The organism is Streptomyces sp. NPDC047886 (genome assembly GCF_043204435.1).
GTDB lineage: Bacteria > Actinomycetota > Actinomycetes > Streptomycetales > Streptomycetaceae > Streptomyces.
Genome location: NZ_JBIDCF010000004.1, coordinates 577,733 through 592,482 on the forward strand (window position 1 = coordinate 577,733; position 14,750 = coordinate 592,482).

At 74.3% G+C, this 14,750-nt stretch carries 12 protein-coding genes; 6 read left to right on the forward strand and 6 right to left on the reverse strand.

Annotated elements, in window-relative coordinates:
• Positions 1-258: 258 nt before the first annotated feature.
• On the forward strand, positions 259-1,065 hold the full coding sequence (locus tag ACGF5U_RS17475) for a hypothetical protein (RefSeq protein ID WP_392818669.1): 807 nt from the start codon (positions 259-261) through the stop codon (positions 1,063-1,065).
• A 9-nt stretch (positions 1,066-1,074) separates the two neighbouring features.
• Here ACGF5U_RS17475 and ACGF5U_RS17480 read toward each other — a convergent pair whose 3' ends face one another.
• A complete protein-coding gene (locus ACGF5U_RS17480) occupies positions 1,075-2,610 on the reverse strand; it encodes a bifunctional phosphatase PAP2/diacylglycerol kinase family protein (RefSeq protein WP_392818670.1) in 1,536 nt (511 codons plus the stop codon).
• A 35-nt stretch (positions 2,611-2,645) separates the two neighbouring features.
• Positions 2,646-3,455 carry a LysR family substrate-binding domain-containing protein gene (locus tag ACGF5U_RS17485; RefSeq protein WP_392818672.1) on the reverse strand — a complete coding sequence of 270 codons (810 nt, stop codon included), beginning with the start codon at positions 3,453-3,455 and terminating at the stop codon, positions 2,646-2,648.
• A 57-nt stretch (positions 3,456-3,512) separates the two neighbouring features.
• Between ACGF5U_RS17485 and ACGF5U_RS17490 the strand changes: the two genes are divergently transcribed.
• Together ACGF5U_RS17490 and ACGF5U_RS17495 are read left to right on the forward strand one after the other, a co-directional pair.
• Positions 3,513-3,920 carry a DUF5997 family protein gene (locus tag ACGF5U_RS17490; RefSeq protein WP_392818674.1) on the forward strand — a complete coding sequence of 136 codons (408 nt, stop codon included), beginning with the start codon at positions 3,513-3,515 and terminating at the stop codon, positions 3,918-3,920.
• A 223-nt stretch (positions 3,921-4,143) separates the two neighbouring features.
• Positions 4,144-5,100: a helix-turn-helix domain-containing protein gene (locus ACGF5U_RS17495; protein ID WP_392818676.1), complete on the forward strand. Its 957-nt coding sequence runs from the start codon at positions 4,144-4,146 to the stop codon at positions 5,098-5,100.
• A 26-nt stretch (positions 5,101-5,126) separates the two neighbouring features.
• Here the strand turns inward: ACGF5U_RS17495 and ACGF5U_RS17500 are convergent, their stop codons facing one another.
• Positions 5,127-6,524 carry a family 43 glycosylhydrolase gene (locus tag ACGF5U_RS17500; protein WP_392818679.1) on the reverse strand — a complete coding sequence of 466 codons (1,398 nt, stop codon included), beginning with the start codon at positions 6,522-6,524 and terminating at the stop codon, positions 5,127-5,129.
• Positions 6,525-6,727: 203 nt separating this feature from the next.
• Between ACGF5U_RS17500 and ACGF5U_RS17505 the strand changes: the two genes are divergently transcribed.
• Positions 6,728-8,281, forward strand: coding sequence for an alpha/beta hydrolase (locus ACGF5U_RS17505; protein ID WP_392818681.1), 1,554 nt, complete (start codon positions 6,728-6,730; stop codon positions 8,279-8,281).
• Positions 8,282-8,300: 19 nt separating this feature from the next.
• Here the strand turns inward: ACGF5U_RS17505 and ACGF5U_RS17510 are convergent, their stop codons facing one another.
• The 3 genes from ACGF5U_RS17510 to ACGF5U_RS17520 are packed head-to-tail and all read right to left on the reverse strand — an operon-like array spanning position 8,301 to position 11,193.
• The gene (locus ACGF5U_RS17510; RefSeq protein ID WP_392818683.1) at positions 8,301-9,041 is read right to left on the reverse strand and encodes a cupin domain-containing protein; all 741 of its coding nucleotides are present in this window, start codon (positions 9,039-9,041) and stop codon (positions 8,301-8,303) included.
• Positions 9,038-9,964, reverse strand: coding sequence for a PmoA family protein (locus ACGF5U_RS17515; protein ID WP_392818685.1), 927 nt, complete (start codon positions 9,962-9,964; stop codon positions 9,038-9,040). The genes ACGF5U_RS17510 and ACGF5U_RS17515 overlap by 4 nt, the downstream gene beginning before the upstream one ends.
• The gene (locus tag ACGF5U_RS17520; RefSeq protein ID WP_392818687.1) at positions 9,961-11,193 is read right to left on the reverse strand and encodes a Gfo/Idh/MocA family protein; all 1,233 of its coding nucleotides are present in this window, start codon (positions 11,191-11,193) and stop codon (positions 9,961-9,963) included. Before ACGF5U_RS17520 ends, ACGF5U_RS17515 begins: the two co-directional genes overlap by 4 nt.
• Before the next feature lie 452 nt (positions 11,194-11,645).
• On the opposite strand from ACGF5U_RS17520, the gene ACGF5U_RS17525 reads away from it, so the two are divergent.
• Both ACGF5U_RS17525 and ACGF5U_RS17530 read left to right on the forward strand, forming a co-directional pair.
• Positions 11,646-11,777, forward strand: coding sequence for a VOC family protein (locus tag ACGF5U_RS17525; protein WP_392818688.1), 132 nt, complete (start codon positions 11,646-11,648; stop codon positions 11,775-11,777).
• 196 nt (positions 11,778-11,973) lie between these two features.
• Entirely contained in the window at positions 11,974-14,385 is a 2,412-nt protein-coding gene (locus tag ACGF5U_RS17530) for an ATP-binding cassette domain-containing protein (protein ID WP_392818689.1), read from the forward strand.
• The last annotated feature ends 365 nt before the right edge of the window (positions 14,386-14,750 follow it).

Below are 14,750 nucleotides of genomic sequence, written 5' to 3' on the forward strand. Positions count from 1 at the left end.
TCGTTCCCCGCACGCTGGAACGCGGAGAGACAGAGCTGGGGGTACGGGGACGACGACCCACCCACCGCCCCGGACACCCCCGTGGGCCCCGACACGCGCGTGGGCCCGGACACCTCCGCTGGCCCGGACATACCCGTGGGCCCCGACACCCCAGGGGGCCCGGCCGCGTCCACCGCCCCGCACGCGCCTGCCACCCCGGACACTCCCACCGCCCCGGGTACCCCCGCCGCCCCGGCCGCGCCTGCCACCCCGGACGCGGTGACGCCTCCGTCTCCGGGGCCCGCCGCGGCCCGTCGCCCCGACTCGCCGCCGCCCGCCACGGCCTCTCGCCCCGACTCGCCGGGGCCCGCCGCGGCCGACCGCCAGGCCACCGCGCCCGCCGCCGCCCGGCGGCCGCTGACCCCGCCGCCCGTCCCGCGCGAGCTGCCCGATGAAGGCGCTCTCGCCCGGCGGCCCACGAGAGCGGCGGGGCGCCGGTTCCCGCGCCTGGCCGCCGCCCTCGGCGTGGTGGTGCTCGCGACCGCAGCCCTCTGGCTCGTACAGGCCGTCTCCGACGATCCGGCGGGCGGTCGGACCGGCTCGTCGCCGACCGCGTTCCCCACCGCGTCCCCGACCTCGGCCGCCCCCGGCTACCGCCTCACCACCGCCCCCGGCGGTGTCACCCTGGCGGTCCCGACGGACTGGACGTATCAGCTCCGGGGTACCGCGGTCACCTACGCGGCGCCGGACTACGCCTCGTTCCTGGACTTCGGCCCGGTCCCCACCAACGCCGTGACGGACCGGATGGAGCTGGCCCGCGCCTTCTCCCGGGGCGTCGCCCAGGTCTGGCCGGGCTACGTGGTGAAGGAGATCGGCACGGTCGGCGAGGGGCCCGACGCGGCGGTCGAGGTGGAGTACGCGTACGAGACCACGGACGGCAGCGAACGGCGCGGCCTCTACCGCGTCTTCACCGCCCCCGACGACACCACCTACGAGGTCCAGGTCGCCGCACCGAGCACCGAGTGGCCGCGACAGCGCCAGGTCATGGACACGTTGCTGTCGACCTTCTACGTACGCCCCTCCTGAGCCGCCGGGTCACCCGCCGGCGGGGCGGTAGACGGTCAGGGCCCTCCTCAGCTTGTCCACCCGCAAGGCGGCCGGCGCCGGGACGACTTCGCCGTCACAGGCCATCGGGGTGTGCTCCGGCAGGCCGCCGACGTCCAGCCGGCCCGTCTGCGCCGCGGCGTACACGCGGGCGTGGGCGAGCCCCCCGGCGAGGGTCGTCAGCAGCAGCCGGGTCCGGGCGAACGGACCGCCGTGGAAGAGCCGTACGTCCAGCAGCCCGTCCGCGAGGTCGTCGCGCCGGGTCGGTGCGGGACCCAGGCTGCGGTAGGCGCCGTTCCCGGCGAACAGCACCCACAGGGCGCGCCGCCTGCCGTTCACCTCCGCCCGGACCGGCCGGGACGTCCGCAGGACGTGCGCCACGCCCATCAGCCCCGCGAGCGGCCCCCCGACACGCGGCGCCCAGCGCTCCCGGAGCCGCACGAGCTCCGGGTAGGCGCCGATGCTGAACGTGTTGACGAAGTACGCCGGGTCCGGGCCCGCCGCCGCCCCGCCGGGGTGCGCGCGCAGCGGCGTGACGCGGCCGACGTCGACCCGTACGGCGTCGCCCGCCGCGACCGCCGCGCACGCGTCCCGCACCGTCTCCACGCCCAGGTCGGCGGCGAAGTGGTTGTACGTGCCGCCGGGCAGCACCAGCAGCGGCACGCCGTACCGCAGCGCGGGCGCCACCGCCGCGTTGACGGTGCCGTCGCCGCCGCACACTCCGAGCGCCCCGCCCTGATCGGCCGCCCTGCGGGCGGCGTAGGCCAGCACATCGGGCAGTGACCCCAGCCCCTCGTCGTACGGCAGCACCTCCGCCCGCGGCAGTGCGGCCCGCACCTCGTCGGCGGGGTCGGCGAACTGCGGCTGGGTGCCCGACGAGGGGTTGACCACCACGACCAGGCCCCGGCCGTCGGGCAGCGCCGGTGCGTCCGCACGCGGCGGCACGGCGGCCACGGGCCCGCCCCTGGCGGGCAGCAGGGCTCGGGTGGCGAGCGCGGCGGTGACCCCGAGCGAGGCTCCGACCAGCACGTCACTGGGGTAGTGGACGCCGACGTAGATCCGCGAGAAGCCCACGGACACCGCCACCGGCAGCAGCACGGCGCCCCAGCGGCGGGACTCCAGTGCCACACCGGCCGCGAACGCCGCAGCCGACGCGGCGTGTCCCGAAGGGAAGGAACTGGTGAGCGGCTGCCGCGCCAGGTGCCGTACCACGGGCACCGCGTCCAGGATCGGTCGCCGTCGCCGTACGGCACCCTTGGCCAGAGTGTTGACGGTGGCCGACGCCAGTGCGAGCGACGCGACGCCCCGGGCGGCCGCCCGTCCACCGCTCACCCCGCCCAGCGCCCACATCCCGGCGGCGGCGCCGAACCAGAGCACCCCGTGGTCGGCGGTTCTCGTCAGGCGTGGCAGCACCGCCTGGGCACCCGGCCAGGCACGCCCGGCCACCCGGTCGAACGCATGAACGTCCACGGCATGGAGGCGCAGCAGCAGACGCCGAACGGCGAGGTCGTCGATCACCCTCCCCATTGTGGCGCGGGCCGCCCCCTTCCGCCGGGCGCGCTCTACGACCGGCGGCGAGGCTTGCCGCGCTTGACGCCCTTGGCGCTCTTGGCGCCGCCCCCGGAGCCGCTCCGCGCGCTCTTCCCCGCGCCGGCCGCCTTGCCCGCCGTCCGGCCCGTCGCCTTGCCCCCTGCGGGCTTCCGCCGCGCGCCGTCCGCGTCGGGGCGCTTGCGTTCCGGTGCCGGCTGCGACGTGGACAGCGGCCTGCCCCGGGTGCTGTTGACCGTCCGGCCACGGACGATCCCGATGAAGTGCTCGACCAGGTCCGTGGTCTCGTCCTCGGGCCACGACAGCGCGACCCGCGATTCGGGGGCACCCGACACCGGCCGGTACGTGAGGTCCCGGCGGTGGTGCAGACGCGCGAGCGACTGCGGAACGACCAGGAGGCCCACGCCCGCCGCGACCAGCTCGATGGCGTCGGCCGTGGTGGCGGGGCGCTCGTTCGCGGGCCGGCCCGGCATCCGCTCCCAGCCGAGTGTGTCGTCGAGGGGGTGCAGCACGATGTCGTCGGCCAGGTCCTCGGTGGACACCTCGTCGACCGCCGCGATGATGTGGTCCTTCGGGACGACGACCACCGTGGTCTCGGTGTAGAGCGGGATGGCGCTGAGATCCGTCCGGTCGATCGGCAGCCGCAGGAGACCGGCGTCGGCGGCGCCGTTCCGCAGCACGTCCGGTGCCTCGGCGGGGGAGACGGTCACCAGGTCCAGCGGCACGTCGGGCAGCCGCTCGTTCCAGATCCGTACCCACTTGCCAGGGGTCACCCCGGGGACGTAGGCGAGCCGGAACGAGGTGCGTGCTTCCGAGAGTGTCACGTGGCCAGGCTACCCGTCGTGGTCAGAGGTAGCTCACATGCTCGATACCCTGGACACATGACGTCGCACCAGACCACCTCCCAGACGATGAAGCCCGCGACCGCGGCGAAGAAGCTGGGTGTGTACCTCGAGGCCACCCCCGCGGAGTTCCAGGAGGGAGTCGTCTCGCGCACCGAGCTGAACGCCCTGCAGGCCGATCCGCCCGAGTGGCTGCGGGAGCTGCGACGCGACGGCCCGCACCCCCGGCCCGTGGTCGCCGCGAAGCTCGGCGTCTCCATCTCGGGCCTGGCCCGGGGCGGAATCACCGAGGCCCTCACCACGGAGCAGATCGAGGCGCTGAAGAAGGACGCCCCCGAGTGGCTGCTGAAGGAGCGCGCCACCCAGGCGGAGGTCCGCAAGGAAGCGGAGCGCGTCAAGCAGAAGAAGGCGGAGAGCGCCGAGCAGCCCCGCGCGCCGCGTTCCTGACCCGGCGCGCTCCCCGGTGACCGTGCGGTACGGCGCCGGTCCACGTCGTCGCGTGGATCGGCGCCGTGCTGTTTGCGGCAGGGCATCACCCTTCGCACGTTTGTCCCGTTTGCTTCGGAGTTATACCCCTCTCTAAGGTTCTGACCTGCTGGGACGTGTCGGTCCCTGACAGGGAAGGCCCGCCGGCGTCACGCCTGTGGCCCCGCGAGGAGAAGGGAGCGCCATGGTCGAGGGCGAGGGGGCGCGGGAGGGCCCGGCTCAGCGACTGGGCAGCGCGTTACGCGCCCTGCAGCAGCGGTCCGGCCGCACGCTGCGTTCCCTGGAGACCGAGGTGATGATCAGTGACTCGTCACTGTCCCGGTACTTCCGTGGGAGCACCGTCCCTCCCTGGGCCACGGTCCGTGATCTGTGCCGCGCGCTCAAGGCCGACCCGGCGGAGTACCGGGCCCTGTGGGAGGCCGCCGACCGGGCCCAGCCCCGACCGCCCGTGGACACCGGCCCCACCACGGGGCCGCCGGGCCCAGGCACCCGGCCGCACTCCGCGACCGAGCCGCACGCGTCCCGGCCGCACTCCGCGACCGAGCCGCACCCGGCCGCCGAGCCGGAGACCGGGCCCCGCCCGTGGCGCCGCGCGCTACGGGCCCGGCCGGCCGGTCGCTGGGCGTGTGCCGTCGCCGGAGCCCTCACGGGCGCACTGCTCGGCGCCCTGCTCGCCCTGGTCGCCGCGTCGGCGACGGGCGGGACCGCGACGCGAAGCGGCGCCCAGGGCGACAGCCCGGTGAGTGGCGGGACCGTTCCCCGCAAGGGGCCGGAGCAGCCCGAGGGGGTCAGGATCTTCGTCAGCCGGGCCACCGGGCGCTGCCTGGACGACAGCCTCGACTACGGTCTGCGTTCCCTGGCCTGCAACGGCATGAGCTACCAGCGGTGGTCGGTCAGCGCGTTCACCGGCAGCGAGCGCCGGCTCAGGAACCATGCCACCGGCGCGTGTCTGGACCACGGTGCCGCGGGCCTGCGGGCCGTCGACTGCGGCTCGTCCAGGTCCCAGCTGTGGTCGGTCACCACGTGGTCCGACGAGTCGGTCGAACTCCGCAACAAGGCCACAGGGCGGTGTCTGCACGACGGTGGCACGGGACTCGACATCCTGCCCTGTGACCTGAGCAAGCATCAGAAGTGGGGCTAGGACGGGAACCAGGAGGCGGACGCGGGTCAGGCCACCTCCACGCTGTCCAGCTCCGCGTACAGGTCTCCCTTGGACAGCCGGATCGTGTTCCATCCCTCGTTCAGGGTGACGGTCGCCTCGGACGTGGCCCAGGTGTCCCAGCCCGTGTGCGGGTAGCGGACGGAGCCCGCGTCCGTACCGTTGACCGACAGGCGGTGCGAGGCGCCTGCCGGGACGCCCGCGCTGTCCAGGGAGCCGTTGCCGAACTGTACGGACAGCGTGTGACGGCCCGCGGAGGCGGCGAACACCGTGAACTCCACGTAGCTGTCCGGGTGGTCGATGTGGCCGACCGCCCGCCCGTCCGACGCGCCGGGCGCGTCGCGGACGATCGCGTGGTGCACCGTCGCGTTCTCCGCCTGGTACAGCACCTTGCTGCCCCGCACCACCGGGTAGCCGTTGGCGAAACCGAGGTCGGCGGCGTACATCGGGCGCCGCTTGTAGTCGGGGCTCCAGCCGTGGAAGACGATGCGGTCGCGTCCGTCAGGCCCGGTCACCACGTCCTGCCCGCCCGGACCCCGGACCGTCCCGGAGAACGACTCCGTCGTCATCAGCGGTGCGGCCGCCTTCGTGTACGGGCCTGTCAGGTCGTCCGCCACCGCGTAGGCGGTCTTGTAGGCGTCGCCGTCGTAGAAGTGGGCGGAGTAGAAGAGGACATAGCGGCCGCCGCGCTTGACGAGCGTCGGCGCCTCGACCACCTTGTGCTCCCAGTCGCGGTCCTGCTTGATCAGCCGCACGGCCGGCCCGGTGATGCGGGTGCCGTCCCAGGAGACGGGCTGCAGGTGGAGCCAGGTGTCCATCGAGCAGCAGTTGCCGTCGTTCTTCCACACCACGTACCGTCGGCCGTCCTCCGTGTAGCTCGCCGCGTCGATCGCGCCGCCCTGCTCCGCCGGGCAGATCAGCGGCCCGTCCCCGACGGGGACGAACGGCCCGTCCGGCGACGAGGACAGGGCGGCACCGACGCACTGCCTGTCGCTCGCCCGGTCGCGAGCCGTGTAGTACAGGGTGAAACCGTCGCCGCTGTCGAACACCTCGGGTGCCCACACCCGGCCCCGGTCGTCCACCGCCCACTGCCCGAGCGCGGGCAGGACGTCGCCCCCGTCGAGGGACCAGCGGACCAGATCGCGGGACGTGGCGTGCCGGAGGTACCTGCCGTCCCCGTTGGTGGCGTACGCGTGGTACGTGCCGCCGACCCTCACGACGTCGGGGTCGGCGAAGTCGTGGTCGAGGACCGGGCCGGTGACGGCCGCCCCGGCCGGGACGGTGCCCGCACCCAGGGCGGCGGCCGCGACGGCGACGAGCATCGTGGCCAGGCACACCAGCCGCCGCGCGAGCCGGTGTGCCCGGTGTGCCCGGAGCGGGGCGGCGGTGTGGACAAGGGAACCCAACGTCAGACCTCCGGGGAGAAGCGCGTGCGGACCGCCGGTGAAGCTCACCGGCGCGTCCCGTCCGGCCCTGGAGAACGACGAACGGCGCCGGGAGTTGCGACCGGCGGCGGAGTACCGCAGGGACGGGGGTGGGGGAGACCCCCTGCGGGGTGCTCGTGCCTGCCGGATGGGCGCGGGCCACGCGCCGGACGACGCTGTACCGCATGACCTTACGCACCCGCGGCACACTCGCACTCGCCCTCTCCGTCTCGGCCGTCGCCACCGCCCTCACCGCCGCCGTCCCGGCGGCACAGGCCGCCACCGCCCCCGCGACCGGCGCCCACGACACCGCGGGGGGGACGGGCGGCCGGGGCGGGGTGCCCGCCCTCACGTGGCTGCCCTGCGCCCGGCCCGGCGGCCCCGCCGACCAGGAGTGCGCCGAACTGCCCGTACCGCTCGACTACCGCGACCCGCGCGGGCCCCGGCTCACCCTCGCGGTCTCCCGCCTCCGCACCGACCGCCCCGAGGCCCGGCGCGGCACCCTGCTCGTCATCCCCGGCGGCCCCGGCGGCTCCGGCGTGCGGGAGCTGACGCGGAAGGGCGAGGCGCTGCGCGAGGCGACCGGCGGCGCGTACGACCTCGTCGCCTTCGACCCGCGCGGGGTGGGCGGCAGCACCACGGCGAGCTGCCGTCTCGCCGAGGACGACCGCCACCTGGTGACCCTGCGGTCCTGGCCGGGCCCCGACGGCGACATCACGGAGAACGCCGCCCGTGCGCGGCGGGTCGCCGAGGCGTGCGACCGGCACGGCGGAGCGGTCCTGCGCGGCTTCACCACCGCGAACCAGGTACGCGACACGGACCGGCTCCGGCAGGCGCTCGGCGAGGAGCGGCTGTCCGCGTGGGGAACGTCGTACGGCGCGTACGTCGGTGCGGTGTACGCGCAGAAGTACCCCCGGCGGACCGACCGCTGGGTGCTCGACAGCAGCGGCGACCCGGACCCGACGCGGGTCGCGCGGGGCTGGCTGGCGAACATGGCGCGCGGTGTCGAGGACCGGTTCCCCGACTTCGCCGCATGGGCGGCGGACCCCGCGCGGGACGAGCAGGGGCTGCGGCTGGCGCGGCGCCCCGAGGACGTACGGCCGTCGATCCTGGCACTGGCGGCGCGACTGGACCGGGAGCCCAGGGCCACGACGACCGCCGGTGTGCCGCTCACCGGCGACCGACTGCGCCAGGCGATCCAGAGCAGCCTCATCGGCGACGCCTTCTTCGCCCGGCTGGCCCGGCTCGTCACCGAGGCGCAGGACCCGGCGGCCACGCCCGGACTGCCAGCGGAACTGGCCGGTCCCGTCCCGGACGAGGACGCGGCGGTCGCCTTGGGGGTCATCTGCAACGACGTCCGCTGGCCCGAGAGCTCGCTCGCCACGTACCAGCTCGCGGTGACCGCCGACCGGGCCCGCCACCCGCTCACCGCCGGAATGCCGGTGAACGTCACCCCCTGCCCCTTCTGGAAGCACGCGCCGGCGGGCGAGCCGACCCGGATCACCGCCGACGGGCCGTCCAACATCCTGATGATCCAGAGCCTTCGGGACCCCGCCACCCCGTACGTCGGCGGGCTGAAGATGCGCCAGGCCCTCGGCGACCGCGCCCGCCTCGTCACGGTCGACCAGGGCGGCCACGGCCTCTACCTCGGCAACGGCAACGCCTGCGGCGACCGTACCGTCACCGAGTTCCTCACGACGGGCCGCCGCCCGCACCGGGACACCCACTGCCCGAACTGACGGTCGCGCCGGGGACCGCTCAGGTGTGCGCGTCCCCGGTGAGGGCGTACGTGGACAGCCGCCCGCACATGCCGAAGACCCCGGTACGGGAGGGCAGCTCCGCGCGTACGCGCGCCTGGCCCAGATGGGAGGCGTCTCCCGCCGCCAGCCGGTCCAGCTGGACGCCGGTCTGCCGGGCCGCCTCGGCGGCCCCCGCCTCCCAGCGGGCGCGCCAGCCGTCCACCTTGGGGCGTACGAGCGCGGCGGCCGCCCGGTGGAAGGCCCGCAGCGGCTCGTGGTCGCCCCGCGCGGACGCCTCACGCAACCGGCCGAAGCCCTCGATCGCGAGGTCCCGCCGCCGCCGCGCGGCGGCCGCCTGCTCGGCCTCGGGGCCGTCCGGGATACGCACCGCCCGCGCGTACGTCTCCGGATCCGCCAGCAGCGCGGGCGGCAGCGTCAGCACCGCGTCGCCCGCCTCCGGCAGCCCGCTGTTCTGCATCAGCACGACGATGCGCAGCCCGTCCTCGTTGACCAGACGGTGGATGGTCCCCGGCGTGAACCACACCAGCGCCCCCGGCTCCAGCGGCGTGGAGGCGAAGCCGTCGGCCGTCAGGGTCTGCACGGCTCCCCGCCCGCCGGTCACCACGTACCCCTCGGAACAGGTCAGGTGCAGATGGGGGGTGCCGCCGCAGAAGCCGTCGGCCGCCTCCCAGTCGTAGACGCTCAGATGCGAGACGCCCACGGCGCCCGGCAGCCCCGCGAAACCGGTCGCGCCGCTCACCAGTCCTGTCCTTCCAGGTGCCGGACGATGTCCGCGCGCTCCCAGCGGCCGTCGGCGACGACGACACGGTAGCGGCGGGCGAGCGTGTCACCGGGGGCCAGGACCAGTTCGTCGAAGAACGCCCAGGAGGGTGCGACGGCCGCGAACGGGTCGTTGCGCACGAACCAGTGGGCCGGGTGCGCCCCGGCCTCGCCCGCGTGGTCGTTCTCCGGGGCGTGCGCGAACACCACGGTGGCATGGCCGTCACGGCCGTCGAACTCGCCGCTGTAGGCCAGCCACGGGGACCGCGTCCCCATCAGCTCCGGGCCCTCGCCGTCGGCCCCGAGCACACGTCCGCCCGCGAAGCCGCGGGGGCCGCGCCAGAACAGGCCGGTGTACCCGGCCATCTCCCGGCCCGCGGTCGTGGGGCTGCCGAAGCGCAGCGGCTCGTCGCGGCGGTTCGTGATCGCGCTGGACCAGGTCAGGGTCCAGGCACCGGCGGCCGCGTCCACGTCGTGCGCCTCGATCGTGCGCGCCTCGTCCGCCCAGCGGTCCCCGTCGTGGTTGCGCCAGGCCAGCCGCTCCCTGACCACGGCCCGCCCGTCCGCCGCCGCGACCTCGTCGAAGCCCTCGTGGCTCATGGAGCCCACCCGGTCGGGCAGATCCCGGTAGCCCTCGCCGGGCAGGTACGTCCAGCCGCCCCACAGGTTCTGGCCCGACAGGTGCGAGGCGGTCATCTGCAGGCCCTTGTGCCAGCGGTGGTCGTTCGGCCGGTAGTCGGTGACGACCCCGCCGGACAGGGTGCGCAGCGGATGCAGATACGGCTTGGGCGCCTCGAAGGCGGCCTCCGGCCGGTAGACGTACGTCAGCAGCGCGACCTCACCGGCGCACAGCCGGATGTGGTCGCCGTGCACATGGGTCAGTGTCAGTTCATGCGGGTTCATACGGCGGCCTCGGGTACGGCGGCCCCGGACGCGGCCGCCTTGACGGGGGCGGTCTCCACGGCGGCCGCCTCGGAGGTGGCGGCGGCGCGCTGAGCCGGGACACCGGGTGTCACCGGGCGCGGTGCCCAGCCGGGGGCGTGGCCGTGCAGGGTGGCGTGGAACGGGTCGCCCGGCCCGATCTCACCCGCCCGCACGGTGGTGTCGGTGAACGCCGACTTGTAGAGCGCGGCGATCAGTTCCAGGCTGGTGCGGCCGTCGGCGCCGCTGCTGCGCGGCCTGCGGCCGGCCCGGATGTCCGCCACGAGCGTGCGGAGCTGTGCGAGGTGCGAGCTGGGCACGTCGGCCCCGAAGTCCCGCCACGCGGCGGCCTCTTCCTCGGCGACGCCCGCCGCCGGGGTGATCTTCCAGTCGTCGTTGGCGTAGCCGTAGAGGTGCGTCAGCTCCACCGTGGCCCGCTCGCAGTCGATGCGGATCCGGCTGACCTCGTCCGGGCTGAGCACGCTGTTGACGATCGTGGCGAGGGCGCCGCTCTCGAAGCGTACGAGCGCGGTGGAGACGTCCTCGGTCTCCACGTCGTGCACCAGCCGCCCGGCCATGGCGCGGACCTCGCTCCACGGGCCCATCAGGTCGAGGAGCAGGTCCATCTGGTGGATGCCGTGCCCCATGGTGGGGCCGCCGCCCTCGGTGTCCCAGCGTCCGCGCCACGGCACCGCGTAGTACGCCGTGTCGCGGTACCAGGTGGTCTGGCAGTGCGCGACGAGCGGGCGGCCCAGGGCGCGCTCGCCCAGCAGCCGCCGGACGTGCCCGGCGCCGGAACCGAAACGGTGCTGGAAGACGATCGCGGCGTACGGCCCGCCGTCGCCCTCCGCGGCGTGGATGGCGTCGAAGTCCGCCAGCGAGGGGCAGGGCGGCTTCTCGCACAGCACCCACGCGCCGGCGGCGAGCGCCGCGACGGTCTGCTCCCGGTGGAACGCGGGCGGCGTGCAGACCACGACCAGGTCCGGCCGCTGCTCCGCCAGCATCAGGTCGAGGTCGGTGTACGCGTGCGGGACGCCGCCGTCGGCGCAGAAGGAACGGACCGCGTCGGGCGAGATGTCGAAGGCGGCGACGGTCTCCACGTCGGGCGCGAGGGCACGCAGAGCCGGGAGATGGGCGTCCCTGGCGATTCCTCCGGTGCCTATGACAGCGGCCCGCAGCGGCCGCCCTTCCGCGGTACGAATGGATGACACGGGAGTGAGCTCCGCTTCGTCGTCGACACGCCCTGTAAGCGCTTACCAGCGCCGCAAATCTAGGTCAAACGGGACAACGTCGTCAACGATCGTACGGGGAGACGACCGGCGTCCCACCGTACGGCCGATGGTGCGCCGGTCGCGCCGGGCCGGCTCCCGCGCGGGCGCCGCGAAGGGGGCGGCGCCGCCCGGCCCGCCCCCACCGGCCTGTACGGGCCGCCGAATTCCGGCGGCCGCGCGACACCCGTGACGCCCCCGTCACACGTCGCCTGGGCGTTCTCCTCACCCGGACCGGGCGGGTGCGCCGGAGCCCGTCGCGTGACACACATCACGCCCGCGCCGCCCGCGCCCGGGAGCCGCGTCCCCGCTCGGGAGAGGCGTCCCCGCTCGGGAGAGGCGACCGGTCAGGAATGGAGAAGCGCACGCCGCCCCCCGCCCGTAGCGTGAGGCGCATGGACATCACGAGCGCCGCGAGCGGCGAGGTGCTGCGGGAGCCGATCGACCAGCCCTGCGGCGTCCTCGACCGCGCGTTCCGCGACCCGGCCGGCCACGTGCTCGGGGTCACCCGGCCGCGCGAGCGGTGACCCGCGCTCCCGCGAAACCGCGCACCGCGAAACCGCGCACCGCGAAACCACGGTACGTCGATCGGCCCGGCCCCGGGCCTCACGACCCAATCGGCGTACCCACCCGGGCCGTTGCGCCGCCCGCCCGCCCGCCGCAGCCGGCACGGCCGATCATGGAGAACGTGAAGGCGCCCCCCGCCTGACAGATGGAGACACGATGAGCATGGCCCCCAGGTCGGACACGCGGTCGCCCGCGCCGCACGACGCCGACAGCCACGATCTGATCCGCGTGCACGGCGCGCGCGAGAACAACCTGAAGGACATCAGCATCGAGATCCCCAAGCGCCGGCTGACGGTGTTCACCGGCGTCTCCGGCTCCGGCAAGAGCTCGCTGGTGTTCGACACGATCGCCGCCGAGTCGCAGCGGCTTATCAACGAGACGTACAGCGCCTTCCTCCAGGGCTTCATGCCGACGCTCGCACGGCCCGACGTCGACGTGCTGGACGGGCTGACGACCGCGATCACCGTGGACCAGCAGCGGATGGGCGGCGATCCCCGCTCCACGGTCGGCACCGCCACCGACGCCAACACGATGCTGCGCATCCTCTTCAGCCGGCTCGGCAAGCCCCACATCGGCCCGCCCAGCGCGTACTCCTTCAACACCGCCTCGGTCCGGGCGAGCGGCGGCATCACCGTCGAACGCGGTGCCGCCAAGACCAGGACCGTGAAGGCGACCTTCAGCCGCACCGGCGGCATGTGCACGCGCTGCGAGGGCCGGGGCAACGTCTCCGACATCGATCTCACCCAGCTCTACGACGACTCCAAGTCGCTCGCCGAAGGCGCGTTCACCATTCCCGGCTGGAAGTCGGACAGCTTCTGGACCGTACGGGTCTACGCCGAGTCCGGCCTCCTCGACCCGGACAAGCCGATCCGCGAGTACACCGAGAAGGAGATGCGGGACTTCCTCTACCGGGAACCGACCAAGGTGAAGGTCGAGGGCGTGAACCTCACCTACGAAGGGCTGATCCCCAAGATCCAGAAGTCGTTCCTGTCCAAGGACAAGGAGTCGATGCAGCCGCACATCCGCGCGTTCGTGGAGCGGGCGGTCACCTTCACCACCTGCCCCGAATGCGACGGCACCCGGCTCAGCGAAGGCGCCCGTTCGTCGAAGATCAAGCGCAAGAGCATCGCCGACGCCTGCGCGATGGAGATCAGGGACCTCGCCGAGTGGGTCCGCGGCATCGAAGAGCCGTCGGTCGCGCCGCTGCTCGCCGCGCTTCGGCACACCCTCGACTCGTTCGTTGAGATCGGCCTCGGCTACCTGTCGCTCGACCGGGCGGCGGGCACGCTGTCGGGCGGCGAGGCGCAGCGCGTCAAGATGATCCGCCACCTCGGCTCCTCGCTCACCGACGTCACCTATGTCTTCGACGAGCCCACCGCGGGGCTGCACCCGCACGACATCCAGCGGATGAACGGACTGCTGCGGCGGCTGCGGGACAAGGGCAACACGGTGCTCGTCGTGGAGCACAAGCCGGAGGTCATCGCGATCGCCGACCATGTCGTGGACCTCGGCCCCGGCGCTGGTACGGCCGGCGGCACCGTATGCTACGAGGGCACCGTCGAGGGGCTGCGGGCCGGGGACACCATCACCGGCCGGCACCTGGACGACCGGGCGTCCCTCAAGGACAAGGTGCGCGAACCCACCGGCGCCCTGGAGATCCGCGGCGCGACGGCGAACAACCTGCGCAAGGTCGACGTCGATATCCCGCTCGGAGTGCTCTGCGTGGTCACCGGCGTCGCGGGCTCCGGCAAGAGCTCACTCGTCCACGGCTCGCTGCCCCGACGGCCGGGGGCCGGTGACGAAGGGGTGGTGTCGATCGACCAGAGCCCGATCCGCGGCTCGCGGCGCAGCAACCCCGCGACGTACACCGGACTGCTCGACCCGATCCGCAAGGCCTTCGCGAAGGCCAACGGCGTGAAGCCCGCGCTGTTCAGCGCCAACTCCGAGGGCGCCTGCCCCGCCTGCAACGGCGCCGGCGTCATCTACACCGACCTCGGCATGATGGCCGGCACCGCCACCACCTGCGAGGACTGCGAGGGGAAGCGGTTCGAGGCATCCGTGCTCGAGTACCGCCTCGGGGGCCGCGACATCAGCGAGGTGCTCGCGATGCCGGTGACCGAGGCCGAGGAGTTCTTCGGCGCGGGCGAGGCGCACACACCGGCCGCGCACAAGATCCTGCGGCGGCTCGCCGACGTCGGACTCGGCTACCTCACCATCGGACAGCCGCTCACCACGCTGTCCGGCGGCGAGCGGCAGCGGCTCAAGCTGGCCGCGCACATGGCCGAGAAGGGCGGCGTCTACATCCTCGACGAGCCGACCAACGGCCTCCACCTCGCCGACGTCGAGCAGCTCCTCGGCCTGCTCGACCGGCTGGTCGACTCGGGCAAGTCCGTGATCGTGGTCGAGCACCACCAGGCGGTCATGGCCCACGCCGACTGGATCATCGACCTCGGCCCCGGCGCGGGCCACGACGGCGGCCGCGTCGTCTTCGAGGGCACACCCGCCGACCTCGTCGCCGCCCGCTCCACCCTCACCGGCGAGCACCTCGCGGCGTACGTCGGCGCCTGACCGGGGCTCGTGGACGCCGAGGGACCAACGATCTCCCGCCGGCGGTCGTGACCACCCTGCGCAGCCGTGCAGCCGTGCAGCCGTGCAGCCGTGCAGCCGTGCGGCCGTGCAGCCGCTCAGCCGCGCTGTCGTGCAGCCGTGCAGTCGAGCAGTTCCGCCCGGCCCGCCACGCGTCCCTCCCAGGGCGTCGCGGCGGGCCGGCGCGGCATGTGCGGGCCGCGTACACGGCTCGCCGGGCCTGGTGATCTTTCTGTGACCCCGATGTGTCAGAGTGGCGGCCGTCGACCGATCACGCCGCATGCCGCGTGGTCCACGAGCCGGAGGAGGTACGCGAGGTGACCCAGTCTCAGGGCGAGCCCCTGCGA